Annotated in this window: 25 protein-coding genes; 10 read left to right on the top strand and 15 right to left on the bottom strand. The window is 63.5% G+C overall.

The window, feature by feature from the left end:
- Positions 1-20: 20 nt before the first annotated feature.
- From lysS to K6G35_RS05285, 3 genes are all read left to right on the top strand, one after another.
- Positions 21-1568 carry a lysine--tRNA ligase gene (lysS, locus tag K6G35_RS05295; RefSeq protein WP_011515826.1) on the top strand — a complete coding sequence of 516 codons (1548 nt, stop codon included), beginning with the start codon at positions 21-23 and terminating at the stop codon, positions 1566-1568.
- A 277-nt stretch (positions 1569-1845) separates the two neighbouring features.
- On the top strand, positions 1846-2562 hold the full coding sequence (locus K6G35_RS05290) for a glycine zipper 2TM domain-containing protein (protein ID WP_495676169.1): 717 nt from the start codon (positions 1846-1848) through the stop codon (positions 2560-2562).
- A gap of 162 nt (positions 2563-2724) precedes the next feature.
- Complete coding sequence (locus K6G35_RS05285) at positions 2725-3696, top strand: hypothetical protein (RefSeq protein WP_234818973.1); 972 nt, start codon at positions 2725-2727, stop codon at positions 3694-3696.
- 61 nt (positions 3697-3757) lie between these two features.
- On the opposite strand, the gene iscX is transcribed toward K6G35_RS05285, so the two are convergent.
- From iscX to uvrB, 13 genes are all read right to left on the bottom strand, one after another.
- Positions 3758-3952 carry a Fe-S cluster assembly protein IscX gene (iscX, locus tag K6G35_RS05280; RefSeq protein WP_008649279.1) on the bottom strand — a complete coding sequence of 65 codons (195 nt, stop codon included), beginning with the start codon at positions 3950-3952 and terminating at the stop codon, positions 3758-3760.
- Positions 3953-3974: 22 nt separating this feature from the next.
- The gene (gene fdx, locus K6G35_RS05275) at positions 3975-4313 is read right to left on the bottom strand and encodes an ISC system 2Fe-2S type ferredoxin (RefSeq protein ID WP_008649280.1); all 339 of its coding nucleotides are present in this window, start codon (positions 4311-4313) and stop codon (positions 3975-3977) included.
- A gap of 41 nt (positions 4314-4354) precedes the next feature.
- The gene (hscA, locus tag K6G35_RS05270) at positions 4355-6220 is read right to left on the bottom strand and encodes a Fe-S protein assembly chaperone HscA (RefSeq protein ID WP_008649285.1); all 1866 of its coding nucleotides are present in this window, start codon (positions 6218-6220) and stop codon (positions 4355-4357) included.
- 9 nt (positions 6221-6229) lie between these two features.
- Positions 6230-6748 (bottom strand): Fe-S protein assembly co-chaperone HscB, encoded by a 519-nt coding sequence (gene hscB / locus K6G35_RS05265; protein WP_008649287.1) that lies wholly within the window; start codon positions 6746-6748, stop codon positions 6230-6232.
- 64 nt (positions 6749-6812) lie between these two features.
- Complete coding sequence (gene iscA, locus K6G35_RS05260; protein ID WP_008649296.1) at positions 6813-7133, bottom strand: iron-sulfur cluster assembly protein IscA; 321 nt, start codon at positions 7131-7133, stop codon at positions 6813-6815.
- Between the two features lie 71 nt (positions 7134-7204).
- Positions 7205-7606 carry a Fe-S cluster assembly scaffold IscU gene (gene iscU / locus K6G35_RS05255; protein WP_008649297.1) on the bottom strand — a complete coding sequence of 134 codons (402 nt, stop codon included), beginning with the start codon at positions 7604-7606 and terminating at the stop codon, positions 7205-7207.
- 56 nt (positions 7607-7662) lie between these two features.
- Positions 7663-8883: an IscS subfamily cysteine desulfurase gene (locus tag K6G35_RS05250; protein WP_008649298.1), complete on the bottom strand. Its 1221-nt coding sequence runs from the start codon at positions 8881-8883 to the stop codon at positions 7663-7665.
- Between the two features lie 75 nt (positions 8884-8958).
- A complete protein-coding gene (gene iscR, locus K6G35_RS05245) occupies positions 8959-9513 on the bottom strand; it encodes a Fe-S cluster assembly transcriptional regulator IscR (protein ID WP_024569151.1) in 555 nt (184 codons plus the stop codon).
- Between the two features lie 97 nt (positions 9514-9610).
- On the bottom strand, positions 9611-11707 hold the full coding sequence (locus K6G35_RS05240; RefSeq protein WP_035881781.1) for a site-specific recombinase: 2097 nt from the start codon (positions 11705-11707) through the stop codon (positions 9611-9613).
- A complete protein-coding gene (locus K6G35_RS05235) occupies positions 11707-12186 on the bottom strand; it encodes a low molecular weight protein-tyrosine-phosphatase (protein ID WP_008649301.1) in 480 nt (159 codons plus the stop codon). The genes K6G35_RS05240 and K6G35_RS05235 overlap by 1 nt, the downstream gene beginning before the upstream one ends.
- Before the next feature lie 49 nt (positions 12187-12235).
- Positions 12236-12475, bottom strand: coding sequence for a hypothetical protein (locus tag K6G35_RS05230; RefSeq protein WP_008649302.1), 240 nt, complete (start codon positions 12473-12475; stop codon positions 12236-12238).
- Between the two features lie 50 nt (positions 12476-12525).
- Positions 12526-12747, bottom strand: a complete 222-nt coding sequence (locus K6G35_RS05225) for a hypothetical protein (RefSeq protein ID WP_008649303.1) — start codon at positions 12745-12747, stop codon at positions 12526-12528.
- A gap of 94 nt (positions 12748-12841) precedes the next feature.
- Positions 12842-14935, bottom strand: coding sequence for an excinuclease ABC subunit UvrB (gene uvrB, locus K6G35_RS05220; protein WP_008649304.1), 2094 nt, complete (start codon positions 14933-14935; stop codon positions 12842-12844).
- A gap of 197 nt (positions 14936-15132) precedes the next feature.
- On the opposite strand from uvrB, the gene K6G35_RS05215 reads away from it, so the two are divergent.
- Both K6G35_RS05215 and K6G35_RS05210 read left to right on the top strand, forming a co-directional pair.
- The gene (locus K6G35_RS05215) at positions 15133-16329 is read left to right on the top strand and encodes an amino acid aminotransferase (protein WP_008649306.1); all 1197 of its coding nucleotides are present in this window, start codon (positions 15133-15135) and stop codon (positions 16327-16329) included.
- 252 nt (positions 16330-16581) lie between these two features.
- Positions 16582-17826: a polyhydroxyalkanoate depolymerase gene (locus K6G35_RS05210; protein WP_008649308.1), complete on the top strand. Its 1245-nt coding sequence runs from the start codon at positions 16582-16584 to the stop codon at positions 17824-17826.
- A gap of 78 nt (positions 17827-17904) precedes the next feature.
- Here the strand turns inward: K6G35_RS05210 and K6G35_RS05205 are convergent, their stop codons facing one another.
- Positions 17905-18537 carry a TetR/AcrR family transcriptional regulator gene (locus tag K6G35_RS05205; protein WP_008649310.1) on the bottom strand — a complete coding sequence of 211 codons (633 nt, stop codon included), beginning with the start codon at positions 18535-18537 and terminating at the stop codon, positions 17905-17907.
- A 194-nt stretch (positions 18538-18731) separates the two neighbouring features.
- On the opposite strand from K6G35_RS05205, the gene rsxB reads away from it, so the two are divergent.
- Both rsxB and nth read left to right on the top strand, forming a co-directional pair.
- Positions 18732-19571, top strand: coding sequence for an electron transport complex subunit RsxB (gene rsxB / locus K6G35_RS05200; protein ID WP_495676168.1), 840 nt, complete (start codon positions 18732-18734; stop codon positions 19569-19571).
- Complete coding sequence (nth, locus tag K6G35_RS05195; protein WP_017515297.1) at positions 19568-20212, top strand: endonuclease III; 645 nt, start codon at positions 19568-19570, stop codon at positions 20210-20212. The genes rsxB and nth overlap by 4 nt, the downstream gene beginning before the upstream one ends.
- A gap of 19 nt (positions 20213-20231) precedes the next feature.
- Here nth and K6G35_RS05190 read toward each other — a convergent pair whose 3' ends face one another.
- On the bottom strand, positions 20232-20861 hold the full coding sequence (locus K6G35_RS05190; protein ID WP_495676167.1) for a TetR/AcrR family transcriptional regulator: 630 nt from the start codon (positions 20859-20861) through the stop codon (positions 20232-20234).
- Positions 20862-20935: 74 nt separating this feature from the next.
- Between K6G35_RS05190 and K6G35_RS05185 the strand changes: the two genes are divergently transcribed.
- From K6G35_RS05185 to K6G35_RS05175, 3 genes are read left to right on the top strand one after another with little or no spacing between them, the layout of a single operon-like run.
- On the top strand, positions 20936-22453 hold the full coding sequence (locus K6G35_RS05185; protein ID WP_495676166.1) for a flavin-containing monooxygenase: 1518 nt from the start codon (positions 20936-20938) through the stop codon (positions 22451-22453).
- Complete coding sequence (locus K6G35_RS05180; RefSeq protein WP_495676165.1) at positions 22450-23418, top strand: alpha/beta fold hydrolase; 969 nt, start codon at positions 22450-22452, stop codon at positions 23416-23418. Before K6G35_RS05185 ends, K6G35_RS05180 begins: the two co-directional genes overlap by 4 nt.
- Before the next feature lie 29 nt (positions 23419-23447).
- The gene (locus tag K6G35_RS05175) at positions 23448-24173 is read left to right on the top strand and encodes a Coq4 family protein (RefSeq protein ID WP_008649320.1); all 726 of its coding nucleotides are present in this window, start codon (positions 23448-23450) and stop codon (positions 24171-24173) included.
- Positions 24174-24247: the final 74 nt, after the last annotated feature.

Genomic DNA, 24247 nt, shown 5'->3' with positions numbered 1-24247 from the left:
GCGCGATCGAACCTCACATCATGACCGAACCGACCCGCGCCCAAGCCGCCACGCCCACCACCGAAGGGCTTGCCGTAGATGAGAACAAGATCATCGCCGAGCGGCGCGAGAAACTGCAGGCCCTGCGCCAGCAAGGCGTGGCCTTCCCCAACGATTTCCAGCCGACGCACCAGGCCGGCGCGCTGCACGCGCAGTATGGCGAAACGGACCAGGCCACGCTGGAAGCCAGCCCGGTGGAAGTGTCCATCGCCGGACGCATGATGCTCAAGCGCGTGATGGGCAAGGCCAGCTTCGCCACGGTCCAGGACGGCAGCGGCCAGATCCAGTTCTACATCACGCGCGACAAGGTCGGTGAAGACGTCTATGCCGCGTTCAAGCACTGGGACCTCGGCGACATCATCAGCGCGCGCGGAGAGCTGTTCCGCACGAACAAGGGCGAGTTGTCGGTGCAAGTGCGCGAACTGCGCCTGCTGTCGAAGGCGCTGCGTCCCCTGCCGGACAAGTTCCATGGCCTGGCAGACCAGGAAACCAAATACCGCCAGCGCTATGTGGACCTGATCGTCTCGCCGGAAACGCGCAGCACGTTCCGCGCCCGCACCCAGGCCATCTCGTCGATCCGCCGCCATATGGCCGACGCCGGCTTCATGGAAGTGGAAACGCCGATGCTGCACCCGATTCCGGGCGGCGCGGCAGCCAAGCCGTTCATCACGCACCACAACGCACTGGACATGCAGATGTTCATGCGCATCGCGCCCGAGCTCTATCTGAAGCGCCTGATCGTCGGTGGCTTCGAGCGCGTGTTCGAAATCAACCGCAACTTCCGTAACGAAGGGGTGAGCCCGCGCCACAACCCCGAGTTCACGATGATGGAGTTCTACGCGGCCTACACGGATTACCGTTGGCTGATGGACTTCACCGAGAACCTGATCCGCCAGGCTGCGATTGACGCGCGTGGCAGCGCCACGGTGACGTACCAGGGCCGCGAACTTGATCTGTCCAAGCCGTTCCACCGCCTGACGATCTGCGGGGCGATCCAGAAGTACGCGCCGGAATACACCGACGCGCAACTTGCCGATGCCGACTTCCTGCGCGCCGAGCTCAAGAACAAGTTCAAGATCAACACCAGCGCGCCGCAGTTCCTGAACGCCGGCCTGGGCACGCTGCAACTGGTGCTCTTCGAGGAAACCGCCGAAGCGCAACTCTGGGAACCGACCTATATCGTCGACTACCCGGTCGAGGTATCGCCGCTGGCGCGCGGCTCGGACACGCAGCCGGGCATTACCGAACGCTTCGAACTGTTCATCACGGGCCGCGAGATCGCCAACGGCTTCTCCGAGCTTAACGACCCGGAAGACCAGGCCGAGCGTTTCCGCAAGCAGGTCGAGCAGAAGGATGCGGGCGACGAGGAAGCGATGTACTTCGACGCCGACTACATTCGCGCGCTCGAGTACGGCATGCCTCCGACAGGCGGCTGCGGTATCGGCATCGACCGTCTGGTGATGCTGCTGACCGACAGCCCGAACATCCGCGACGTGATCCTGTTCCCGCACCTGCGCCGCGAGGACTGATTCTCACGGCCGAACCCACCGGCCAGTGAGAATATGACCCTGACCAAGAGCCCCGCCCACGCGGGGCTTTTGCTTTGTTGGGGTGCCCGGCAACTGCACATCGCGTGCCCGATTGTTACAACGTCATTGTCAACGATGATCGAGCACAGATATAAGCCATTGATTGCCAAGCATTTTTTGGACTACAGATACTTACAAAAACGAACGGTAATGCGCTCTGGTATCGGCCAAACTTGAAACTATCCACTGCGCATGCGGTGACCTGGAGAACAAGCAAATGTCTGGTCCGGAAACCCTCCCCTCCTTGCCGACCCAACGCCGCCTGAATCCGCTGATTGGCGCGGCGGCTGTGTCGATCGTCGTTGCCAGCCTCGCGGCCGTGGCAGCGATCACGGGTGTGCTGCCGATCAGCAAGGCCAACCAGGGTGGCACCGAGCCCACCGCGGCACAGTACAACGCGCAACCCGCCACGCAAGCGGAGACGCAAGCAGAGACACAAACGTCTGCGCCCGGCTCGACCACACGCCCGCCGGCCTATGACAGGCAGTACGCCCAAAACGCAATGCCACAAGCGCCTGCCCAGCAACAGCAACAGCAACAGCCACAGCAACAACAGCAGCAACAACCGTCGCAGACCGAGCCGAATACCGCCGCACGGCCCAGCCATACGGCTGGCCACGTAACCGGCGTGCAAGTAGTGGAATCTGAAAAGCCAACCTCCGGTCTTGGCGCGGTGGGTGGTGCGGTAGTGGGTGGCCTGCTGGGCAACCAGATCGGCAGCGGCAATGGCCGCATTCTGGGGACTGTCGCTGGCGCGGCAGCCGGCGGCTTCGGCGGCAACTATGCCGAGAAGAAGCTGAACACGAACAAGTCCTACCGCGTCAGCGTGCAGATGGACGACGGCTCGCGCCGTACGTTCACCTACCAGAACCCTCCGGGTGTGGAAGCTGGACAGCGCGTGCACCTCGAGCGTGGAGTGCTGGTGACGGGCTGACAGCAGCGCGTTCAAGCCAATCAGCAAGACTCTGATCTGGCGCAACCTTGAACCGGGGGCTGGCTTTTTGCCGGCCCTGATTGTTAAGATGGCCCGATTTCTTTGCTGGCCACTGTAATGTTGTTGTCTGAAGTTCTGTCTTTTCTGTCGCGCCGTCTGCGCATGTCAGTCTTGTTGTTGAGCGCCACCGCGTGGATGGCGCCTGTCCATGGACAGGAGGTGCTTGTACTGGGCGGCTTGCAGCGCTCTGACCAGGGTGGTGAATCCAGCTACGGCTACACCTACAGCTACCAGCACAATCTGTCCGAGAACTGGTACGCATCGTTCTCCTATCTGAACGAAGGCCATATCCCCGACCACCATCGCGATGGTCACAGCGTTCAGCTCTGGTGGCGCTATCCATTTGCCGACCGGAATCTCAACGTCGCCGTCGGCATTGGCCCCTATCGCTATTTCGACACCACCAGCCGAAGCTCAGGCAATGGCTCCGACAACGACCACGGCTGGGGCGCATTGGCCAGCTTGTCCGCCACCTGGTATGTCAACGGCGGCCCGTGGATGGTGCAGGCGCGATACAACCGCGCGCAGACGCGGTCGAGCATCAAGACCAATACGCTGCTGCTCGGCGTGGGCTACCAGCTCGATCGTGGCGATCGCGGCGGACCCGTGGTGCCGCCGCCGTCTCGCACGAATAACGTCACGCAGAATGAATTCACCGTGTTCCTGGGCGGGACCATTGTGAACACGTTCAATTCGGAAACGTCGTTCGCCAAGGCGATCGAATACCGGCGCGGCCTGAGCCGCTACCTGTCAGGCACGGTGAGCTATATCAATGAAGGCCAGAACGCCGCATTGCGCCGCAATGGCGTGGCCGCGCAGCTGTGGGTGGAGCGCGCATTCTTCAATGACAAGCTGACGCTGGGCGTTGGCGCCGGGCCCTACTACGCGATCGACCTGAGCAATCACGGCCAGGCCGCACCCGAGACACCGTCGCGGTGGTCGGGGCTGATGACGATGTCGGCCAGTTACCGGATCAACCAGCAATGGTCTGCACGCCTGTCGTGGAACCGGACGGTGACCGGCTATGACCGGGACACGGACATCATCATGGGCGGTATCGGCTACCGCTTCTGACGCGGAAAACAAAAAAGCACGGCATGATCGCCGTGCTTTTTTTCTCAAAGGTCACGCAGGCTTACTGCGCTTCCTCGATCCACGCTGCCTGAATTGCCTCCAGGATCTTCTCGCCCGAACGCTCGGGCAGATCGCTAAAGTCGTCGAGTTCGAGCACCCACTGGCGCAGTTGCGTGAAGCGCACCGTCAGCGGATCGACCTCCGGAAACTTGTCATAGAGCGCGGCGGCGATATCGTAGGTATCAGTCCATTTCATGAGGAAACTCCGGGCGTCAGGCTCAGTGGCCTTCCTTGGCATGGTTGATCGTGTACTTCGGAATCTCGACGGTCAGGTCGTCGTCCGCCACCAGCGCCTGGCACGACAGGCGCGAATTCGGCTCCAGTCCCCATGCCTTGTCGAGCAGGTCTTCTTCCTTTTCCTCGGCGTCTTCGAGCGAATTGAATCCCTCGCGCACGATCACGTGGCAAGTGGTGCAAGCGCACGACTTCTCGCACGCATGTTCGATCTCGATGCCATTGGCAAGCAACGCGTCGCAGACGCTCGTGCCGGTCTTGGCTTCGAAGACAGCCCCTTCGGGACACAACTCGACGTGGGGCAAAACGATGATCTGTGGCATTTCTATCCTGTTGTCTTTCCGCGGCGCGGGCAGCGCCGCCTTCAGCCGATTTCCTGAACCTTCTTGCCGGCCAGCGCGCTCTTGATCGAGCGGTCCATGCGGCGTGCGGCAAACTCGTCGGTGCCTTGCGAGAGGCGTTCGACCGCCGCCTTGATCGCGCGATGGTCCTCGCCCTTGGCGATTTCGCTCACATTGGCAATCAGCGCGTCGACTGCGGCACGCTCGTCGGCGGACAGAAGGTTGCCGTCGGTTTCGAGCGCACGCGTAGTGGCTTCCACCAGACGGGCAGCGTCCACGCGTTCCTCGGCGAGCGCGCGGTTCTTCATGTCGTGCTCGGCTTCCTGGAAGCTCTCCTGCAACATGCGGGCGATATCGTCATCGGCCAGGCCATACGAAGGCTTGACCGTCACAGATGCTTCCACCCCGGAACCGATCTCGCGGGCCGACACCGACAGCAGGCCGTCGGCATCCACCTGGTAGGTCACGCGGATACGCGCCGCGCCGGCCACCATCGGCGGAATGCCACGCAGCTCGAAGCGCGCCAGCGAACGGCAGTCGCTGGCCAGCTCGCGCTCGCCTTGCAGCACGTGAATCGCCATTGCGGTCTGGCCGTCCTTGAACGTGGTGAACTCCTGCGCGCGCGCCACGGGAATCGTGCTGTTGCGCGGGACGATCTTCTCGACCAGCCCACCCATCGTTTCCACCCCCAGCGAGAGCGGGATCACGTCGAGCAGCAGCCAATCCTCACCCGGCGCATGGTTGCCGGCCAGCAGGTTCGCCTGCATGGCTGCGCCCAGCGCCACAACCCGGTCCGGATCGAGGTTGGTCAGCGGCTGCTGGCCAAAGTAGTCGCCCACCGCCTTGCGGATCGCCGGCATTCTCGTGGCGCCACCCACCAGGACCACGCCCTTCACGTCCTCGGGACCGACACCGGCGTCACGCAACGCCTTGCGCACCGGCGTCAGCGTCTTCTGCACCAGGTTGGCGGTGATCTGTATGAAGGTATCGGCATCCAGCGTGAGATGCACGATCTCGCCGCTCGTCAGCACGGCGTCAATCACCGTGCTGTCACTGGACGACAGCGCTTCCTTCGCCGCGCGGGCGCGCACCATCAGCAGACGCGAGTCTTCGGCGGACAGCGGTTGCAGACCGACCTGCTCGACGATCCAGCACAGCAGGCGCTGGTCGAAGTCGTCACCACCGAGCGCCGAATCGCCGCCCGTCGACATCACTTCGAACACACCCTTGGTCAGCTTGAGCACCGAGATATCGAAGGTGCCGCCGCCCAGGTCATAGACGGCGTAGATGCCTTCCGCGGCGTTGTCGAGACCGTAGGCAATCGCGGCGGCGGTCGGCTCATTGAGCAGGCGCAGCACCTCGAGGCCCGCCAGTTGAGCCGCATCCTTGGTGGCCTGACGCTGCGCATCGTCGAAGTACGCCGGCACCGTGATCACGGCACCGACCAGTTCATCACCAAGCGAGTCTTCCGCGCGTTGGCGCAGCGTGGCCAGGATCTCGGCCGAGACTTCCACCGGGCTCTTGATGCCGGCAGCGGTCTTCAACTGGACCATGCCCGGCGCATCGACGAAGTCGTACAGGCTGTGCTCGATATTGGCCACGTCGCGCACGCCACGGCCCATGAAGCGCTTGACCGAAATGATCGTGTTCTTGGGATCGCGCACGGCCTCGTCCTGGGCCTTGTAGCCGATATGCGCATTGCCGTTCGGCAAATAACGCACCACGGACGGCAGCAGCGCGCGGCCGTGCTCGTCGGGCAGGACTTCGGGAATGCTGTTGCGCACGGCGGCCACCAGCGAGTTGGTGGTGCCAAGGTCGATACCCACGGCCAATCGGCGCTGATGGGGCGCCGGCGACATGCCGGGTTCGGAAATCTGGAGCAGTGCCATGGTATTTCTTCAATCCTCGAGACGATCGATCGCCTCGCTCGCGTCGTGTTCGATCTTCTCGATAAACATTAGCTGTCGTGCCGCCTCGCCAGCGGCGCCGTTATCGTCTGCATCAAGCAGCGCGCCGAGCGCCGCGTGGCGTTCGAGCTTTTCCTGACGCAGATCGCGCAGCAGGCGATCCAGTTGATCCACCGCGCGGCTGTCGACCGCATCCTGCAGCGCCTCACGCCATTCCATCTGCTGCATCAGGAATTCGGGTGCCATGGCCGTATTGCTCTCGGCCTGGATATCGACGCCCCGCAGATGCAGAAGATAGATCGCGCGCTTGAGCGGCTGGCGCAGCGTCCGGTATGCCTCGTTGGCATGCGCGGCCCACTGCATGGCCACGCGCCGCTCGGCATCGCCCGCATTGGCGAAACGGTCCGGGTGTGCCTGCGACTGGACCGTGCGATAGGCCGCGTCCAGCGCGGCCTCGTCCACTTCATAACGGGCAGGCAGCCCGAACAGCGCAAAAAAATCGTCTTTCAAGAGCTTCCCCAACAAAAAGGAGCGGCTATGCCGCCCCCTGTTGCATGCCTTGCGGCAAAAGCCGTCAGACCCGGAAGGACTCGCCGCAACCGCACTCGTCCTTGACGTTGGGGTTATTGAACTTGAAGCCTTCGTTCAACCCTTCGCGTGCGAAATCCAGCTCGGTGCCGTCGATGTACGGCAGGCTCTTCGGGTCCACGATCACCTTGATGCCGTGCGTTTCGAACACCTGGTCTTCGGGCAGCACTTCATCGACGTACTCAAGCTTGTACGCCAGACCCGAACAGCCGGTCGTCTTCACGCCCACGCGCAGGCCCACGCCCTTGCCGCGGCGTTCCAGGTATCGGGCGACGTGCTTGGCCGCCTTTTCGGTCATTGAGATCATCTTTGCCTTGCTGTCGAACACCGCGCGCGACCCATTTGCCACGCGCGGCCATGCAAACCGTCTACGCCGGATCAGGCAGCCTTCTGCTCGGCGCCCGGGTGCTTCTTCTTGTAATCATCGACGGCCGCCTTGATGGCGTCCTCGGCGAGGATCGAGCAGTGGATCTTCACCGGCGGCAGGGCCAGTTCCTCGGCGATCTGGGTGTTCTTGATCTCCAGCGCCTGGTCCACGGTCTTGCCCTTGACCCACTCGGTCACCAGCGACGACGAGGCGATCGCCGAGCCACAACCATAGGTCTTGAACTTGGCGTCTTCGATCACGCCAGCCTCGTTCACCTTGATCTGCAGCTTCATCACGTCGCCGCAGGCCGGGGCGCCGACCATGCCGGTACCCACCGCGTCGTCGTTCTTGTCGAACGAACCGACGTTACGCGGATTTTCATAGTGGTCGAGAACCTTGTTGCTGTAAGACATTTTGGCTACCTCTAATCAATCTTTTAATGGGGTTGTTCTTTTTACGTGTGCCGCAATCAGTGCGCGGCCCACTGGATCGAATTCAGGTCGACGCCGTCCTTGAACATTTCCCACAGCGGCGACAGGTCGCGCAGCTTGCCGATCTTGTTCTTGAGCAGTTCGACGGTGTAGTCGATTTCGGCTTCGGTCGTGAAGCGGCCCACGGTGAAACGGATCGAGCTGTGCGCCAGCTCATCATTGCGCCCCAGGGCGCGCAGCACGTACGACGGCTCCAGCGAAGCCGACGTGCAGGCCGAACCCGACGACACGGCCACGTCCTTGATCGCCATGATCAGCGACTCACCCTCGACGAAGTTGAAGCTGACGTTGAGGTTGTGCGGCACGCGGTGTTCCATCGAGCCGTTCAGGTACACCTCTTCCATGCTCGACAGGCCATTCCACAGGCGGTCGCGCAGCATCCGGATACGTTCGTTTTCCGTGGCCATTTCCTCGCGGGCCAGACGGAATGCCTCGCCCATGCCAACGATCTGGTGCGGAGCCAGCGTGCCCGAGCGCATGCCGCGCTCGTGACCGCCGCCGTGCATTTGCGCTTCGATGCGCACGCGCGGCTTGCGGCGGACATACAGCGCTCCGATGCCCTTCGGGCCATAGGTCTTGTGGGCCGAGAACGACATCAGGTCGCACTTCAGCGTGCTCAGGTCGATGGTCACCTTGCCGGTCGCCTGCGCGGCGTCGCAATGGAAGATGATGCCCTTCTCGCGGCAGATCTCACCGATCTGCTCGACGTCCTGGATCACACCAATCTCGTTGTTCACCAGCATCACCGACACCAGGATCGTGTCCGGGCGAATCGCCTGCTTGAACACATCCATGTCGATCAAGCCGTCATCCTTGACGTCGAGGTACGTCACCTCGAAGCCCTGACGCTCCAGTTCACGCGTGGTATCGAGCACGGCCTTGTGCTCGGTCTTCACGGTGATGATGTGCTTGCCCTTGCCCGAGTAGAAATTCGCCGCGCCCTTGATGGCGAGGTTGTCCGACTCGGTCGCGCCCGACGTCCAGACGATTTCGCGCGGATCGGCGCCGACCAGCGCGGCCACCTGCTCGCGCGCCTCTTCCACAGCGCGCTCGGCGTCCCAGCCATACGCGTGGCTACGCGACGCCGGATTACCGAACTGCTCGCGCAGGTACGGAATCATCTTGTCGGCCACGCGCGGGTCCACCGGCGTCGTGGCCGAGTAATCCATGTAGATCGGGAAATGTGGGGTGGTGCTCATCGTTATGACTGCCTTATAGGTACAGCTAATCGCTTAATGTCTACCGATAGTTTACTGCAGCCGCGAAATCCCTGCTCAGGACTGCGCGAGGCTGAAAACCGAATTGACCACGCGGGGGCGTGCCGGCTTTTCCTGCTTGTCCGCCTTGCCACGGGTCACGGCGACCGGCTGCTGCGCGGCGTCTTCGCGCATGTCGTGCAGCACCGCCGGCTGGCGGGCGCGCTGCTGGTCGACCAGATTCTTCAGGGAGACGGAGTCGAGATACTCAACCATCTTCTGGTTCAGCGTGGCCCACAGTTCGTGAGTCATGCAGCGTCCGCTGCCGTCATCCCCGTTACAATTGCCCTTCCCCCCGCACTGCGTCGCATCGAGCGGTTCGTCCACGGCGATGATGATGTCCGCCACCGTGACGTCCTCGGCCTTGCGGGCGAGACTGTACCCGCCGCCCGGACCACGCACGCTCTCCACGATTTCGTGGCGGCGCAGCTTGCCGAACAGCTGTTCCAGGTACGACAGGGAGATCTTCTGACGTTGACTGATGCCTGCCAGGGTGACAGGACCCTGATCCTGGCGCATGGCCAAGTCGATCATGGCGGTTACCGCGAAACGGCCTTTGGTGGTCAGTCTCATGATGCTCGGGGTGGAATACTTGAGGATTTCGGTCGAGTATAAGATTTTCCGACTAAATCAGTCAAGTACCCCTTGCTGCAATGCAGTGTTCCACTCGCTATAACGACGGGCTTCCCTCGGGCGCCGAATCCGGCGCTTTACGCGGCGGAATCAGCAAGGAAAGCGGGTGCCGGAGAATGCGCTGACGCACCGCCCGCACCACTTCCCGCCGATCGACCCGACGCAGGTTGCGCGAGCGCAGGGCCATGTTGAAAGCCAGCGCGAAGCTCACCGCCACGTTCAATACCCCCATCAGCGCGATCCCCGCCACCGCTAGCCACAGGGCGGGCATGCGCAGCGCATCGAGCCCAAGCACGCCAATGGCTGCGCCGATCGAACCCGTTGAAAGCGTCACATGGCGCACTTCCATGTGCGGGCCGAAGAAGCTCAGGATCTCTGGCCCCAGCCCAAGCAGAAAGCCCAGCGACACGTTGGCCGTGATGCCCGAGAGATTGCGTTTCCAGAAATCGGCCAGGCGCATCGCGCCGCGTTGACCGAGTACATAGCGCAAGCGCCGGTTGTAGGCCATGACGTCGTGCACGCGATGCAGCGCGAACCAGTTGTCGGCCCATCCCGCGATCAGGCTCGACAGCCAGAGCAGCACGCCCGTGAAGATCGCATAGAGCGGTGTGGGGCCCAGGATCGAGAACGATTCGATCGTCGCGATCGCCTTCGCGGGCGTCAGCAGGTGGGCGCCGAACGCCTTGCCCGCGCCCCACTCGATCGCCAGCGCCACCGGAAACACCACGGACAGGTTGCCGAAGATCGCGGCCGCATTTGACCGGATCATGGCGATCGTGTCGTCGACGAAAATCTCGCGCCCTTCCGGCCGCCCCGCGCCGTCGAGCCGGTGCGCCAGCGCCGGCCCGGTCATGGCCGGCTGCTTGGTGGCCAGCGTGAAATGCGCGAAATGGATCGCGAGGAAGCTGCCCGCGTAGTTCAGCGAGGCCAGGAAGCCTTCGATGAACTTGTCCAGGTGAAGCCCGTAGATCAGGAACTTCAGGTAGACGGTGAGGACGGTAACCAGACCACCGCCCATCGCGGCGCGCATCAGTTCGGCATACTCCTTGCGATCGCGCGTGATGTAGTGCTCGCCGCTCTCGGCCGAACGCTCGACGACCTTGCGCGCGAGTTGCGCGAACGACGAACTCATCAGATGCCCGACGCTGCGCCGCGCCTGCGTCGATCGGATCAACTCGGCAATCAGGTGCGCGTGCCGCCCATGGTGCGAGGGATCGACCCATGCGGTGAGGAGCAGATCGATGCGTGCCAGGCGAGCCTTCATCCGCTCGATCTGGAACACCACCTCCACGGAGACACCGTTTTCCTCGAGATCCTCGTAGACCTGGCGCGCGGCTGCGTGGCAACCGTCGAGCAGGCCACGGAAATAATTGAGCCGATGGACGAATGCATCATCGTGCGCCAGTCCTTCCTCGCACAATGCCGCGACAGCGCGGTCCAGGCGGAAGAACGGTGTCTCGTCCACACGCCCACGCAGGCGGCTGCGGATCGCCTGACTCAGCCCCGTCGCCTTCACCTGGCTCACCAGAACCTGGATGCTGGCCGTCAGCGTTGCCTCGCGCGCCTTGCGCAGGCGCTTGACGCCATCCCCTTCTTCCGCCCCGCCCTCGGCGCCCACCAGCAACGCCTGGGCAAGCCGCTCGACCAGTTCGTCGTCGAGTGTCTCGACCCAGTCAGCGTCGTTCTCATCGACAAACAACAGCGCGAACAGGCCCGCCATATCGCTGCGATTCGGGGGCGGCGGCAGGAAGCGCGCCTGGAGCCGGTCCGCCATCTCGCTCCAGATCCCAGGGTGGGAGGCCACGCCGGTATCGCAGAACAGCGAGGTCGGATCGTTGTCGCGCACGATCGAGCGGACCGTGCGGGCGAAGCTGTCGGCCCAGTCGGGATGCCGGGCCAGCACCTGCAGCAGGTAACGCAGACGAACATGGACCGGAAAACTGCGGCTGCCGGCCCCGCCCGCCTCCGCGCCGGCATCGAGATTGCCGTCCCGGCGCAGCCAGTAGGCGAGTTCGATCAGCCATTGATTTCGGTCGGCGAGCAGCGCATCGGGGTCGGCCGCGGCCAGGATGGCATCCAGTTGCAGGCTGGCATTGCGTGACTCGCGCCACTTTCGAAACAGGGAACGCAGCATCAGATCAGCCGCTTCCGCAACATCTCGATCACGCCGTCACAGGCATCCTCGATATAGTCCAGCACGCGCTCGAAACCATCGCCCTCGCCGTAGTACGGGTCGGGCACTTCCTCGGCGTTGTGCTGCGTGGCAAAGCTCATCAGCAGGCGTAGCCTGTCGGCGCCAGCATCGGCATGGAGCGCGCGCAGCGCCGAAAGGTTGGCCTGGTCCATCGCCAGCACCAGGTCGAAGCGACTGAAGTCCGCCACGACCACCTGCCGGGCACGCAGTGCGGACAAGTCGTAGCCGCGTCGCAGCGCATGGCGCTGGCTGCGCGCGTCGGGCGCCCTGCCCACGTGATAGTCATGCGTGCCGGCCGAATCGAGTTCGACCAGATCGGCAAGGCCGGCGGCCTCGAGCTTGGCGCGCAGGACACCCTCCGCCGTCGGGGAACGGCAGATATTGCCCATGCAACACATCAGAATGGCGTACTTTTTCATCGGCGCGATTCTACCGCCTGCCGACTGACGCCGAAACGACTTCGCCCGGTCAGAGCTGCTCGGCGATCGCCTTGCCACGCGCGAATCCGGCCGCCTCGGCTTCTTCGGGCGTTCCGTACCGCTCGGAGGGTGGCGCTGTTTCCACCATCGTGCTGGCAGCGCGGATATTCGTGCCCTTGCGGCACACCCGCACCGTGTATTCCCATGCGATCGGTGAACGGGGTTTCACCAGCACCTGAATCTCGTGCGTCTCGAAAACCCTCTTCTTCCACTCACTGCTATAGGCCATTACCTGTCTCCTGCGTCCTGCGCTTCCGGATGCTGCGCGTTGCCGGCCCGTCAGTTCACTTCACCGGCGTCGATCGTACGCATGGCCTCGGCTTCCGCCAGGGCAAGCGCAGCCTCGGGCGAATGCGCCGTGCCGGTTTCCGTCTCGAAAGTCGGGCCGCCGGGCTCGCCGAACGCGTCGGCAATCGTCAATACCCCGGCAAACCCACCGCCCGCGTGCGGGACTGCACGGGCCACTACCGCATAACCACCATATTCGAACTGACTCACCATGGCGTGCTCCTTGTCCGTGATCCGGCGTCTCCGCCCCAACCACTATAGGATGCCGGCGATACGCCGTGGCTCGGGGTGATCCCCGATCGACCTCTTACGCGGACGGCGGCAGGAGATGATCGCCTTCGGCCCCAGCCCCGAACACCTGCGTCCGCAGCTTCGCGAGTTGATCGCGCACCTGGGCCGCCTTTTCGAACTCCAGGTTCTTGGCGTGGTCGAGCATCTGCTTCTCCAGCCGCTTGATCTCCTTGGCCACCTGCTTTTCGCTCATGTCTTCGTACCTGGCCCGCTCGGCGGCGGCCGTCAGTTCGGCCTTGACATCGTCGGCGTTGTAGACCCCGTCGATGATGTCCTTGATGCGCTTGACCACGCCTCGCGGCGTGATGCCGTTGGCTTCGTTGAAGGCCATCTGCTTCTCGCGGCGACGCTCGGTTTCCCGGATCGCCACCTTCATCGAGTCGGTCATGCGGTCGCCATACAGGATGGCCGTGCCATTGACGTTACGCGCGGCCCGCCCGATGGTCTGGATCAGAGAACGCTCGGCGCGCAGGAAACCCTCCTTGTCCGCATCGAGGATCGCCACCAGCGACACCTCGGGGATGTCGAGCCCCTCGCGCAGCAGGTTGATGCCCACGAGCACATCGAACGTGCCAAGCCGCAGGTCGCGAATGATTTCCACGCGTTCGACGGTATCGATGTCCGAATGCAGGTAGCGGACCTTCACGCCATTTTCCGAAAGGAACTCGGTCAGTTGCTCCGCCATGCGCTTGGTCAGCGTCGTCACCAGCACACGTTCGTTGACCTTGACCCGCTGATGGATTTCCCCAAGCAGGTCGTCCACCTGCGTCGTGGCGGGCCGCACCTCGATCACCGGATCGACCAGACCCGTCGGCCGCACCACCTGCTCGACCACCTGCCCCGCGTGCTCCTTCTCGTAGTTCGCCGGAGTGGCTGTCACAAACACCGCCTGGCGCATCTTTCGCTCGTACTCGTCGAACTTGAGCGGCCGGTTGTCCAGCGCCGAGGGCAAGCGGAAGCCGTACTCGACCAGCGTGGTCTTGCGCGCGCGGTCGCCGTTGTACATGCCGTTCAACTGGCCGATCAGCACGTGGGACTCGTCCAGGAACATCAGCGCGTCTGGCGGCAGATAGTCAACCAGCGTCGGCGGTGGCTCGCCCGGCTTCGCGCCCGACAGATGGCGCGAATAGTTCTCGATGCCCTTGCAGAAGCCCAGTTCGGTGAGCATCTCCAGATCGAACCGCGTACGCTGCTCGAGCCGCTGCGCCTCCACGAGGCGGTTCTCCTTGTAGAAGAAATCCAGCCGCTCGCGCAGCTCCACCTTGATGTCCTCGATCGCACGCAGCACCGTTTCACGCGGCGTCACATAGTGGCTCGAGGGATAGACCGTGAAGCGCGGAATCTTCTGGCGCACGCGGCCGGTCAGCGGATCGAAGAACTGCAGCGAATCCACCTCGTCGTCGAACAGTTCGACGCGCACCGCCATCTCGGCGTGCTCGGCCGGGAAGATGTCGAGCGTGTCGCCGCGCACGCGGAACGTGCCGCGCTGGAAGTCAGTCTCGTTGCGCGTGTACTGCATCGCGATCAGGCGGGCGATGACATCGCGCTGGCTGATCTTGTCGCCAGTACGCAGCGTCAGGATCATCTGGTGGTATTCGCTCGGATTGCCGATACCGTAGATCGCCGACACCGTGGCGACGATGATCGTGTCGCGTCGTTCCAGCAGGCTCTTGGTCGCCGACAGCCGCATCTGCTCGATATGCTCGTTGATCGACGAGTCCTTCTCGATGAACAGGTCGCGCTGCGGCACGTAGGCCTCGGGCTGGTAGTAATCGTAGTAGCTGACGAAATACTCGACCGCGTTGCGCGGGAAGAACTCCCGGAACTCGGAATACAGCTGCGCCGCCAGTGTCTTGTTTGGCGCGAAGACAATGGCCGGCCGGCCCATCCGGGCGATCACGTTGGCCATCGTGAAGGTCTTGCCGGAGCCGGTCACGCCCAGCAGCGTCTGGTACGACAGGCCGTCCTCCACGCCCTCCACCAGTTGGCGGATCGCCTCCGGCTGGTCGCCCGCCGGCGAATACGGCTGATAAAGCTGGAATGGAGACCCCGGAAACGTGACGAATTTGTCTTCATCCAGGGCGGGGGCGGCTTCAGCAAGGTTCGTCATAAACGTAGGGAAATACCTGAGGAAAACTGGCGGATACGCTAGAATCTTGGGGTTGCGCGGCTTGGTTCAAGCACAGTCTGCCCGACGCTGCTGTCAGGTTCTGTCAGGAGTGTGTTCCAGGTTCCGCTGCAGCCACTGCGCAGTCGAAGCGATTCTACGCCCTCCGTTTTGTTACACAGCTGACCACGAGATTCCAAATGAGTTTGTTTTCTGCCGTCGAGATGGCCCCGCGCGACCCGATCCTGGGCCTGAATGAAGCGTTCAATGCTGATACCCGCGCCACCAAGGTGAACCTGGGCGTTGGCGTGTACTTCACCGACGAAGGGAAAATTCCGCTGCTGCGCGCCGTGCAGGAGGCCGAAAAGGCCCGCCTGACGACCGCCACGCCGCGTGGCTACCTGCCGATCGAAGGCATCGCCGCCTATGACCAGGCCGTGCAAACCCTGCTGTTCGGCAAGGAATCGGCCCTGATCTCCGAAGGCCGCGTGGTGACGGCTCAGGCACTCGGCGGCACCGGCGCCCTGAAGATCGGCGCCGACTTCCTGAAGCGCCTGTACCCGAACGCATCGGTCGCAATCAGCGATCCGAGCTGGGAAAACCACCGCGCGCTGTTCGAAGCCGCCGGTTTCCCCGTGATCAACTATGCCTACTACGACGCTGCCAGCCACGGCCTGAACTTCGCCGGCATGGTGGAATCGCTGAAGTCGTACCCGGCCAACACGATCGTCGTGCTGCACGCCTGCTGCCACAACCCGACCGGCGTGGATCTGGACGAAGCCCAGTGGAAGCAGGTCGTGGAACTGGTCAAGGAACGTAACCTGATCCCGTTCCTGGACATGGCCTACCAGGGCTTTGCCGAGGGTATCGAGCCGGACGGCGCCGCTGTGCGCCTGTTCGCGGAGTCGGGCCTGCCGTTCTTCGTTTCCAGCTCGTTCTCGAAGAGCTTCTCGCTGTACGGCGAGCGCGTAGGCGCCCTGTCGATCGTGACCACGGGCAAGGAAGAAGCCCAGCGCGTGATGTCGCAGATCAAGCGCGTCATCCGCACGAACTACTCGAACCCGCCGACCCACGGCGGCACCGTGGTGGCCACCGTACTGAACAGCCCGGAACTGCGCGCCATGTGGGAGCAGGAACTGGCCGAAATGCGCGACCGCATCAAGCTGATGCGCCATGCGCTGGTCGACAAGCTGGCCGCCAAGGGCGTGCCGGGCGACTTCTCGTTCGTGAAGGCCCAGCGCGGCATGTTCTCGTACTCGGGCCTGACCTCGGCCCAGGTGGACCGCCTGCGCAACGAACACGGCATCTACGCCGTGAGCACGGGCCGCATCTGCGTGGCAGCGTTGAACAGCCGCAACATCGACGCCGTGGTGAACGCGATCGCCGCCGTCTACTAAACCGGCGACATCGGACGGGCGCCGCACCAAAATGCGGCATCCGGCAGCGAAAGGCGACCTGGAGGCCACTCCGGTCGCCTTTTTCTTTGGGCGCTCGGAAATGTCATCTGGAATATAGGCAAATGCCCTATTGTCTTCCCCACTTGCAGGTACAACGATGAGGTTTATGCTGCAAAGCACGATCGTTCTATTCCGTGCATAATCGGTTGCACGACATCCGTTGGCGACAAGAAAGGCTAGACAGGTACCCCCATGCTTTATCAACTGCATGAATTCCAGCGCACGATGCTGAACCCGCTTACCGCGTGGGCCCAAGCGACTGCAAAGACATTTACGAACCCCCTCAGCCCTCTTTCACTGGTCCCCGGCGCTCCTCGGCTGGCAGCAGGCTACGAATTGCTGTACCGATTGGGAAAAGCCTACGAAAAGCCGGAATTCAACATCAAATCCGTCCGTTCGAATGGCCGCGACATTCCGATCGTCGAACAAACCATCCTGGACAAGCCGTTCTGCAAGCTGGTGCGCTTCAAGCGCTATGCGGACGATCCGGACACCATCAAGCTGCTCAAGGACGAGCCGGTCGTGCTGGTCTGCGCGCCGTTGTCCGGCCACCACTCCACGCTGCTGCGCGATACCGTGCGCACTTTGCTGCAGGACCACAAAGTTTATGTGACCGACTGGGTGGACGCCCGCATGGTGCCGGTGGAGCACGGCGAGTTCCATCTGTCCGACTACATCCGTTACATCCAGGAGTTCATCCGCCACATTGGCGCGGAGAACCTGAATGTGATCTCCGTGTGCCAGCCGACCGTGCCGGTACTTGCCGCGATCTCGCTGATGGCGTCGGCAGGTGAGAAGACCCCGCGCACCATGACGATGATGGGTGGCCCGATCGACGCGCGAAAGAGCGCAACGGCGGTCAACTCGCTCGCCACCAACAAGTCCTACGAGTGGTTCGAGAACAACGTCATCTACACGGTGCCGGCCAACTACCCGGGCCACGGCCGCCGCGTCTATCCGGGCTTCCTGCAGCACGCCGGCTTCGTGGCGATGAACCCGGACCGCCATGTGTCGTCGCACTATGACTACTACCTGAGCCTGGTCCAGGGCGGGTCCGACGACGCCGAGGCGCACGTCAAGTTCTATGACGAGTACAACGCCGTCCTCGATATGGCGGCCGAGTACTACCTCGAGACGATTCGCACGGTGTTCCAGGAATTCCGCCTGGCCAATGGCACGTGGGTTGTCGACGGCGAGCCGGTGCGTCCGCAGGACATCAAGAGCACTGCCCTGCTGACGATCGAAGGCGAGCTCGACGATATTTCGGGCGCCGGCCAGACCGCCGCCGCGCACGACTTGTGCACCGGCATCGCGAAGACCCGCAAGCAACACCTGACCGCCGAGAAATGCGGCCACTACGGGATTTTCTCGGGCCGCCGCTGGCGCGATAGCGTCTACCCGGAACTGCGCGATTTCATCCGCAAGTACCGCGCCTGACCGTCGCGCGTCGCATCAAAGTCAAACGCCCGCGAAGACTCGCGGGCGTTTTTTTATTTGCCGATGCCGGCGCCAGCTTCAGCGCTTCAGATACGACAGCAGCATCTTGGTATGCAGATCGGCAAAGCGCTCGTGCTCCTCCTCCGAGGCCACGTCGCGGCCGATCACGGCACTGATCGTGTAACGATTCGACAGCACGTAATAGCCGAGCGCCGAGATGGTCAGGTAGAACTGCGGCACGTCGATGTCATCGCGGAACAGGCCCTGCTTCTGTCCTCGCTTGATGATGTCGGCCAGCACGTCGACCACCGGGTTGACGAGCTGATGCAATTGCGCGGACTTCTTCAGGTGCCGCGCCTCGTGCAGGTTCTCGCTGTTCACCAGCCGGATGAACTCCGGATGCTGGTAATACCAGTCCCAGACGAAGCGAGCCAGCGTGCGGACGGCGGCAACCGGGTCTTCGTCGGTGATGTGGAGGCGCTCTTCGTCCGCGCGAAACTCCGCATACTGCTTTTCGAGCACCGCAAGGAACAAGCCCTCCTTGCTGCCGTAGTAGTAATAGAGCATCCGCTCGTTGGTCTCGGCGCGGCGCGCGATCTGGTCGACGCGCGCGCCGGCCAGCCCGCCCTTGGCAAACTCTTCCGTGGCCGCAGCCAGAATGCGCCGGCGCGTGCCCTCGGGGTCCCGCTTGGTTCTTGGCTCGTTTGACATGAATTCCTGGTCTGTGAGTTGCGCGGATTATGGCACACAGCAATGTCGCATCGCCCTGTTCCTCCCCGAACGGGTGACGCAGCGCATCATCGCTTTTTCTGGCCCGCGACGAAATCGGGGATAATCCTTGCCGCGCACACGCTCGCCAGAAGCGTGCCAGATTTCAGCCGTCCCTCGATATACGTTTCGCAGTCGTGACTACCACCCCCTCAGCCGCCGCCAGCCTGGCGGATCGCCTTGAAGCCCTGCTGCCACAAACCCAATGCACCAAGTGCGGGTTCGATGGCTGCCGCCCCTACGCCGAAGCCATGGCGCGCGGTGAAGCGGCAAGCAACCGTTGCCCCCCGGGCGGCGCCGAAGGCATCGTGCGGCTGTCAGCGGCGCTCGGCGTCGCGCCACAGCCGCTCGACCCGGAACGCGGCGTGGAGCAACCCCGCGCGGTCGCCCGGATCGAAGAATCGCTCTGTATCGGCTGCACGCTGTGTATCCAGGCCTGCCCAGTCGATGCCATCGTCGGTGCGCCCAAGCAGATGCACACCGTTCTGCCAGACTGGTGCACGGGCTGCGACTTGTGCGTGGCGCCCTGCCCGGTCGACTGCATCGAGATGATTCCGGTCACCGGCGAGCAAACGGGATGGGCTGCGTGGTCACAGGAGCAGGCCGACGCGGCACACGCGCGCTACGCCGCGCGCGGCGTGCGACTGGTGCGGGAGCGCGAGGAAAACGATGCGCGGCTGGCTGCCAAGGCTGCCGCCAAACTCGAGGCGCTGCAGGCCGAGCCCGTCGCCAACACCGCGGAACAGGAAGCCCAGGCACGCAAGAAGGCGATCATCCAGGCGGCCATTGAACGCGCGCGACAGAAGCAGGCTGCGGCCCGGCCGCTCAACACCGAGAACGTTTCGCCGGCCGTCCAGGCGCAGATCGACGCTGCCGAAGCACGGCGGGCAAAGCTTGGCATGACAACGCACGAACCGGCCGGCGAGCAGGGCAATAAACAGGAAAACAAGCAGGACAACAACAACCCTTCGACATGAACTCCGCCAAGTGCCGCGCCATCTTCGAAACCCTGCGTGAGGTCAATCCGACGCCGACCACGGAGCTGGAGTACAGCTCGCCGTTCGAATTGCTGATCGCGGTGCTGCTCTCCGCGCAGGCCACCGATGTCGGCGTCAACAAGGCCACGCGCCTGCTGTTCCCGGTCGCGCATTCGCCGCAGCAGATCCTGGCGCTTGGCGAGGCGGGCCTGATCGACTACATCAAGACGATCGGCCTCTACAAGACCAAGGCCAAGCACGTAATGGAAACGTGCCGCATTCTTGTGGAGAAGTACGACGGCAAGGTGCCGCCGGTGCGCGAGGCGCTGGAATCGCTGCCCGGCGTCGGCCGCAAGACGGCAAACGTGGTGCTGAACGTTGCGTTCGGCCAGCCGACGATCGCCGTGGACACGCACATTTTCCGCGTATCGAACCGTATTGGCCTGGCGCCCGGCAAGAATCCCGATGCAGTGGAGCAGAAGCTGCTGAAGGTCGTGCCGAAAGAATTCCTGCACGATGCGCACCACTGGCTGATCCTGCATGGTCGCTACGTGTGCAAGGCGCGCAAGCCCGAGTGCTGGCACTGCGCGATCGAACCCCTCTGCGAGTTCAAGGAAAAAACGCCCGCGCCGAAGCAGTAGCCGGTTCAGTCGCCGGTCGTCAGGAACGCTGACGATCCTTCAACACCAGCGCCAGTTGCAGCGCCGTCGCCGCAACGGTATCGACATCGGGCGCATAGCCGTGACGGATCCAGTGCAGTGCCACATGAATGATGCCGCCAGCCACACCGGCCAGCAGCATCGGATCCGGCTCCTTGCCTTCCGGCATCAGCACACGCGCCAGCAGCCCGCCGAAATCGCGCAGCGAGAGGCCGAGCGCCTCATCCACCAGTTTGCTGACACCCCGGATCTCCACCAGGAAGACCCGCGCCGAGCGGGGTTCGCACTGCAGCGTGCCGAAGTAGGCACGCAGTATCGCCAATGCGCGATGCTCGCCGTCACCGCCGGCCGCTTCGCCGGCCAGTTCGATCTTCTGCAGCAACAGGTCCGTGACTGTTTGAAACGAAGCCAGCAGCAAGGCCTCGCTGTTGGCGAATGACTCGTAGAAGTACCGCTCGGTAAGACCGGCTGCCTCGCAAACGGCCTTGACTGTCGCGTTCTGGTAGCCGCGCTCGCCATAGACATGTACTGCCGCGGCAATAAGTTGCCCGCGGCGCTGGGCGCGTCGTTCTTCGGCTTCGGCGCCACGGTAGCGGCGCGCGGGAGAGAGCTCGGTAGTCATGGGCGCCATTATGACATTCCCTATTGTCAGATTGCTTCTGACAACCTATGTTGTCAGAAATGCCACTGATCCGGGTTCCCGTCATGACCGCCCCTACTCCTGATGACGCAGTCCTTGATGTTCTGATCGTCGGCGCCGGCCTGTCCGGTATCGGCGCCGCCCGACAATTGCAGGACCGCTGCCCCGGCAAGCGCTACGCCATCCTGGAAGCCCGGCAGGCCATGGGCGGTACCTGGGATCTGTTCCGCTACCCGGGCATCCGCTCCGACTCGGACATGTACACCCTGGGGTACCGCTTCAAGCCCTGGAGAGGCGCCAAGGCAATTGCCGATGGCCCGTCGATCCTGTCGTACATTCGCGAGACCGCCGACGAGGCGGGCATCACAAAGCACATCCGCTACGGGCACAAGGTGGTCAGCGCGGCCTGGGATAGCCGCTCAGCCTGCTGGACGATCGAGGCCGAGCGCACCGCCGATGGCAGCCGGGTCCGCCTGCGCACACATTTCCTTTATGTCTGCGCCGGCTACTACAGCTACGCGGAGGGACACCGGCCAACGTTTCCCGGCGAGGAGAACTTCCGTGGCCGCATGGTGCATCCACAGTTTTGGGACCCGTCGATCGACTATGCCGGCAAACGCGTGGTGGTAATCGGCAGCGGCGCTACGGCCGTCACGCTGGTACCGTCCATGTCACAAGCCGCGGCCCACGTGACGATGCTGCAGCGGTCGCCCACGTATATCGTCACGCGTCCCGGCCAGGATGCGATCGCTCACAAGCTGCGCCGGATGCTGCCCGAAGGGCTGGCCTATGCGGCCACGCGCTGGAAGAACGTGCTGCTGGGGATGTTCTTCTTCCAGCTTGCCCGCCGCAAACCCGAGAAGGTCAAGGCCCGGATGATCGGCATGGCGGCCGAGCAGCTTGCGCCCGGCTATGACGTCGACACCCATTTCACGCCGCGCTACAAGCCGTGGGACCAGCGCGTCTGTCTGGTGCCCGACGGCGACCTGTTCCGCGAGATCCGCGAGGGCCGCGCCTCGATCGTGACCGACACCATCGAGCGTTTCACCGAGGACGGCATCGTGCTGGCCTCGGGCCAGACCCTGCCGGCCGACATCGTGGTGGTGGCCACCGGCCTGAAGCTGAATATGCTGGGCGACATCGTCGTCACCGTGGATGGCGCGCCGCGCCGCCCGGCCGAGGCGATGGCCTACAAGGGCATGATGCTCAGCGACGTACCCAATCTCGTGCTGGCCTTCGGCTACACCAATGCATCGTGGACGCTGAAGGCGGACCTGACCGCCGAGTACGTCTGCCGGCTGCTGCGTTACATGGATCGCCACGGCTACCGCTCCGCCGCGCCGCACGTGGATCCAACCGTGCAGACCATGCCATTTCTGAACTTCTCTTCGGGCTACGTGCAACGCGCCGCCAGTGTGCTGCCCCGGCAGGGCGACCGCCGGCCGTGGCGCGTCTACCAGAACTACTTCATGGATATGATGACCATTCGCCATGGCCGCATCGCGGATGGCGTGCTGCAGTTTGATAGGCAAGGCACCGCGACCTTGCCGCAGGAAGATGCCCTGGCGGAGGTACAGCCGTGAACGTCCTGCTCTCCGTCATCGTCGCCGTCGTTGGGCTGCTGGTACTGATCGGCCTTGCGCTGTTCCTGTTCACGTGGCGCACCACCCGGAAGATCGAAGCCGCCTTGCCGCCGACCGGGCGTTTCATTGACGTCCCTGGCGCGCAGTTGCATGTCGTCGAGCGCGGCACCGGCCCCGCTGTACTGCTGGTGCATGGCCTGTCCGGCCAGCTCGGCAACTTCGACTACGGGATGATCGAACCGCTTGCGCGCGACTTCCGGGTGGTGGCCATCGACCGGCCTGCCGCCGGATACTCGACGCGCGCGCCCGGCGCCGCTGCCGACCTGCCGGCGCAGGCCGACACGCTGGCTGCCCTGATCGACAAGATGGGCCTCGACAAGCCACTGGTGGTCGGCCACTCGCTGGGTGGCGCGATTGCGCTGACCCTGGCGAGTCGCCACCCCGAGCGTGTGGGCGGCCTGGCCCTGATCGCCCCGCTGACGCATCCGCCCGAGCATATCTCGCCCGTGTTCGAGGCAATGACGATCCCGAGCGCATGGAAGAGAAAGCTGCTGGCGTGGACGCTGCTGATCCCGATGTCGATCAGGAATCGCGAGCAGGTCATGGACATTGTCTTCGGCCCCGACCGCGCGCCCGACGACTTCCCCACGCGCGGCGGCGGCCTGCTGGCATTGCGACCGAGTCATTTCCTTGGCGCCTCGGAAGACCTGATCGGCGCAGCCGCGAGCCTGCCTGCCGTGGTGCCGCACTATGGCACGCTGCGGATGCCGATCCACGTCCTTTACGGCCGCGAGGACCGCATCCTCGACTACAAGCTGAACGGCGAGGCATTCGCCGCGAAGGTCCCTGGCGCCAGGCTGACATTGGTAAGCGGAGGGCATATGCTGCCAGTTACCGCGATCGATACCAGCGTGGATTTTGTCCGAAACGCGGCACTGCAACTGCACGAGCCAGTGTCCGCCTGATCCGCCCGCCCGAAAATAGGAGCCCAACGATGGCCGCTTCGACCGGTTTCAACCCTTACAAGCGGGACTTGCCCACCGCCTTCGATGCCATCCGCAAACTGCTGGCGGACGGCCACGACACAGAGCAGGTCTTCCGCATCATGCGGGCGCTCAATGGCCCGAGCATGCCGAAGAACTACAGCCGGCTGCTGAGCACGCCGGAAGGCCGCCGCCTTGCTTACCTGCGCGAAGAACTGGCCGAGCGACTCTGCGATCCCGCATACATCGCCAGCTTTGCCCCGGGAACGGTCGGCGCAGCGTACCGTGGTTTTCTCGAAAAGACCGGCTATAGCGCGGATGGGTTGGCGAAGGTCTCGAACCTGAACCAGGAACCGGTGGTCGAGGACGCGTATATGTGGTTCGGCCGGCGCACACGCGACATCCACGATATCTGGCACGTGCTGACCGGCTACCGTGCCGACGAAAGTCTCGGCGAGGCGGCACTGGTCGCGTTCAGCTATGCGCAGACCGGCGGCAAGGGTTGGGCCTTCATCGCGGTCGCCGCTGCCCTGAAGAGCTGGCGGCTGACCGGCAGCCTCGCGTTCGCGCGCGCAGTGCTCGAAGGCTACCGCCTGGGCAAGCGGGCGAAGTGGCTGCTGGCCGAAGACTACGATGCGCTGCTGAACGAGCCGATCGACGCGGCCCGGGAGCGGCTTGGCATCTCGGAAGCAAAGCAATACCTCGCCTGCAATCCGATGGAGGAATGGTCGGCCTGAGCCCTGAGCCCCTGAGCCGTCCACGCGCCAACAAAAAAGCGACCTCGATGGGTCGCTTTTTTGTTTCGGGTCAG

The sequence above is a fragment of the Cupriavidus sp. HY129 genome (genome assembly GCF_059492215.1).
This window is presented reverse-complemented; position numbering and strand designations above follow the sequence as displayed.

Excerpts from the sequence above, each read along its gene's own strand:
- K6G35_RS05205 (WP_008649310.1), bottom strand. The coding sequence starts at position 18,537 with ATGTCAAACGAGCCAAGAACCAAGCGGGACCCCGAGGGCACGCGCCGG.
- iscA (WP_008649296.1), bottom strand. The coding sequence starts at position 7,133 with ATGATCTCAATGACCGAAAAGGCGGCCAAGCACGTCGCCCGATACCTG.
- K6G35_RS05290 (WP_495676169.1), top strand. The coding sequence starts at position 1,846 with ATGTCTGGTCCGGAAACCCTCCCCTCCTTGCCGACCCAACGCCGCCTG.
- K6G35_RS05285 (WP_234818973.1), top strand. The coding sequence starts at position 2,725 with ATGTCAGTCTTGTTGTTGAGCGCCACCGCGTGGATGGCGCCTGTCCAT.
- lysS (WP_011515826.1), top strand. The coding sequence starts at position 21 with ATGACCGAACCGACCCGCGCCCAAGCCGCCACGCCCACCACCGAAGGG.
- K6G35_RS05225 (WP_008649303.1), bottom strand. The coding sequence starts at position 12,747 with ATGGTGAGTCAGTTCGAATATGGTGGTTATGCGGTAGTGGCCCGTGCA.
- K6G35_RS05190 (WP_495676167.1), bottom strand. The coding sequence starts at position 20,861 with ATGGCGCCCATGACTACCGAGCTCTCTCCCGCGCGCCGCTACCGTGGC.
- nth (WP_017515297.1), top strand. The coding sequence starts at position 19,568 with ATGAACTCCGCCAAGTGCCGCGCCATCTTCGAAACCCTGCGTGAGGTC.
- K6G35_RS05230 (WP_008649302.1), bottom strand. The coding sequence starts at position 12,475 with ATGGCCTATAGCAGTGAGTGGAAGAAGAGGGTTTTCGAGACGCACGAG.
- K6G35_RS05250 (WP_008649298.1), bottom strand. The coding sequence starts at position 8,883 with ATGAGCACCACCCCACATTTCCCGATCTACATGGATTACTCGGCCACG.
- iscX (WP_008649279.1), bottom strand. The coding sequence starts at position 3,952 with ATGAAATGGACTGATACCTACGATATCGCCGCCGCGCTCTATGACAAG.
- iscR (WP_024569151.1), bottom strand. The coding sequence starts at position 9,513 with ATGAGACTGACCACCAAAGGCCGTTTCGCGGTAACCGCCATGATCGAC.
- fdx (WP_008649280.1), bottom strand. The coding sequence starts at position 4,313 with ATGCCACAGATCATCGTTTTGCCCCACGTCGAGTTGTGTCCCGAAGGG.
- hscA (WP_008649285.1), bottom strand. The coding sequence starts at position 6,220 with ATGGCACTGCTCCAGATTTCCGAACCCGGCATGTCGCCGGCGCCCCAT.
- K6G35_RS05215 (WP_008649306.1), top strand. The coding sequence starts at position 15,133 with ATGAGTTTGTTTTCTGCCGTCGAGATGGCCCCGCGCGACCCGATCCTG.
- K6G35_RS05240 (WP_035881781.1), bottom strand. The coding sequence starts at position 11,707 with ATGCTGCGTTCCCTGTTTCGAAAGTGGCGCGAGTCACGCAATGCCAGC.
- K6G35_RS05210 (WP_008649308.1), top strand. The coding sequence starts at position 16,582 with ATGCTTTATCAACTGCATGAATTCCAGCGCACGATGCTGAACCCGCTT.
- uvrB (WP_008649304.1), bottom strand. The coding sequence starts at position 14,935 with ATGACGAACCTTGCTGAAGCCGCCCCCGCCCTGGATGAAGACAAATTC.
- K6G35_RS05235 (WP_008649301.1), bottom strand. The coding sequence starts at position 12,186 with ATGAAAAAGTACGCCATTCTGATGTGTTGCATGGGCAATATCTGCCGT.
- K6G35_RS05185 (WP_495676166.1), top strand. The coding sequence starts at position 20,936 with ATGACCGCCCCTACTCCTGATGACGCAGTCCTTGATGTTCTGATCGTC.
- iscU (WP_008649297.1), bottom strand. The coding sequence starts at position 7,606 with ATGTCTTACAGCAACAAGGTTCTCGACCACTATGAAAATCCGCGTAAC.
- K6G35_RS05175 (WP_008649320.1), top strand. The coding sequence starts at position 23,448 with ATGGCCGCTTCGACCGGTTTCAACCCTTACAAGCGGGACTTGCCCACC.